At 24.1% G+C, this 2,660-nt stretch carries 3 protein-coding genes; all 3 read right to left on the bottom strand.

The features are described from left to right. On the bottom strand, positions 1-803 hold an 803-nt coding region (gene mgtE / locus Q1J48_RS03245), incomplete at its 3' end, for a magnesium transporter (RefSeq protein WP_300361184.1). A gap of 288 nt (positions 804-1,091) precedes the next feature. Continuing rightward, positions 1,092-1,493, bottom strand: coding sequence for a hypothetical protein (locus Q1J48_RS03250; protein WP_300361187.1), 402 nt, complete (start codon positions 1,491-1,493; stop codon positions 1,092-1,094). 2 nt (positions 1,494-1,495) lie between these two features. Then, positions 1,496-2,614 (bottom strand): toxin-antitoxin system YwqK family antitoxin, encoded by a 1,119-nt coding sequence (locus Q1J48_RS03255; RefSeq protein WP_300361190.1) that lies wholly within the window; start codon positions 2,612-2,614, stop codon positions 1,496-1,498. Positions 2,615-2,660: the final 46 nt, after the last annotated feature.

Genomic DNA, 2,660 nt, shown 5'->3' on the forward strand with positions numbered 1-2,660 from the left:
TCCTCTTTACTTGGAGCCATAGCTGCCATTTTTTGGAAGTCCTCTGTATTTTCTTCTTCAATTACATCGACCATATCATCTATTGTAATAATTCCAACTAAAATATTTTCTTTATCAATTACAGGTAAAACAATTAAGTCATATTTCTTAAATAATTCAATAGCCTCTTCCTGATTTGTTGAAGTTGTAACATATAAAACATTTTTATTCATTATATTTTCGACTATATCTTCATCATTTGAAAGAAGTAAATCTCTTAAAGTAACATCTCCCATTAAGTTTTTCTTACCATCAATTACATAAGCCACATCTATTGTTTCTAAATCTTTTACTTTTTTTCTTATATGAGTCAAACTTTCTCTTACTGTCCAATTACTTTTTAAAGAAAGATACTCTATTGTCATCAAACTTCCAGCAGAATCTTCCTCATAAGATAAAAATTGATTAACCAAAGAACGATTTTCATTCTTATAGTTTTCAAGAACTCTTTTTACCACATTTGATGGCATCTCTTCAAGGAAATCTATCATATCATCAAAAAATAATTCATCCAATAGTGATTGTAATTTTGAATCTGTCATTGAGCCAACTATCTTCATTTGTAAATCAGAATCTAATTCAGCAAAAACCTCTGCTGCTATCTCCTTATTTAAAAGTCTAAAGATAATTAAAATGTCATTCTCATTTTCTTCATACTCACTTATAAATTCAGCGATATTTATAGGCGTCTCTGAATTTAAAATCTCCTGAAGTTTTTTTAGATCTTTTTTTAATAAAAGCTCTTTTATTTTTTCTACAAACATTTTTCCTCCTTCAATAGAGGAAAATCAAAAAAATAAACCTTCCCCTATCTCTTATATTAAATTGTAATTTTTTATAGTCCGTTTGGGGTAACTGTCCATTTTTTTCTCCTTGTAATTTTTTCTTATTCAACTTAAAGATTATACTATATATAACCTTAAATGTAAAGTTTTTTATTTTGGTAATACTTCAACTAAATTTTATATTTTAATTCATTATAATAATTTTTTAAATTTTTTTAGTCATTTTTTATAAAATATTTATAATAATTTTAATCATACCAATATTTTTTAATTATTTTCTTTTTCTATAAGTTTTTTATAGTTTTGAAAAATTATAGCACTAATTAGAGAATATATTATTTTTAAAACACTGATTAATATTTTCATTCCATCAAACATTAACCCTCTTTCTTCTGAGCTTAAACTTCCAGCATCATCAAATCCCATTATAAATATAACTGGGAAACATAAAACTACTGCTATAACAGTAAAAAGTATTAACCATAAAATAGTTTTTATAAAAAATTTTTTTAAATATTTATTATTTCCAGCATAAACTATAATTACAAAAAAATTAATACCTATAAAAAAAAGATTGGGGTGCAAAGTTATCATATTGATAATAAATATAGCTGGATCAAATTTCCAAGTTTTTGTATTTTCCCATAGATTATTATAAAATTCTTTCAATACTAATCCTCTCCTTCTACCTCTTTATGTAAAACTTCCCCTTTTTTATTATAAAAGATCTCTACTTTTTTATCTCCCTCTTTTTTTACCTCATAAAATTTTGTCCCATCTTTTTTATTTTCAATATAATATTCTATCTCATCATAAAGATCTTTTCCAGAATATAAAGATTTAGATAAAAGCTTTCCATCTTCAAAGTATCTTTCACATATAAGTTTTCCACTATTTTCATCATAGTAACTATTATTTTTTAAATTTCCATTGGAATAATATATCTTTCCTATTGGTAAAACTTTTCTTTCTCTTCTATACGATATATCTTTTATTTGCCCATCCTCATAGTAACTTATCTTTTCTGTCAAAATTAAAGCTTTATCTTCAATTTCTTTATACTTTAAAATTCCTTTTTCACCATATTCTTCTTGGACAGATTTTACAATATTACCTTTTGAGTAGTGTAATTCTTTTTTTTCTATCAAATAATTATCTTGGTATTCTTCATACACACCTACATTATTTTTTTCTTCAAAAAACTTTTCTTTTTTTCCAAACATATCATAAACTATATCGGCAATTAATTTACCATTTTCATCATAATTTTTATATGTTTCTATATTCCCATCTTTATAATATGTTTTTTGTTCTCCAATAAGACTTCCATTTTTATAATTTTTTTCAGAGAAAAGAATTTCTGAGTCAGCATAATATTCTTTTTGAACTCCATCAAACTCTCCATTTTTATAGTTATAATCCAAAATTAAATTTCCTTTAGGAGAATATAACTTATACTCCCCATCTTTTATTTCTGAGCTTTCTGAATAATTTAAATCTATTCTATTTCCTGCATCATCATAATTTTCTTCTTTTCCATTCTCTTCAGCATATATCATTACACCTTTTTCATTATACTTCTCTATTCTAGAACCGATTTTTCTAAATTTTATACTTCCATTATGATAATAAGTTTCTCTATCTCTATTTTCATAAACTTTTCTCTCTTCTTGTTCTTTTGAATAGAGCATATATTTTTTCATAGTAGAAATATATGGAACAAATTCTATTGCGATACTTAAAATAATTAAACTAAGAATAATTAATTTAAATTTTTTATTTTTTTCCATCGGCATCTCCTATTTTTTATTTTTTATCTTTTTTCCTTTCTTTTCT

It is taken from the genome of Fusobacterium sp., assembly GCF_029258315.1.
Taxonomy (GTDB): domain Bacteria; phylum Fusobacteriota; class Fusobacteriia; order Fusobacteriales; family Fusobacteriaceae; genus Fusobacterium_B.

Bases quoted from the DNA above. Each gene is read 5' to 3' on its own strand.
- Q1J48_RS03255 (WP_300361190.1), bottom strand. From the start codon at position 2,614: ATGGAAAAAAATAAAAAATTTAAATTAATTATTCTTAGTTTAATTATT.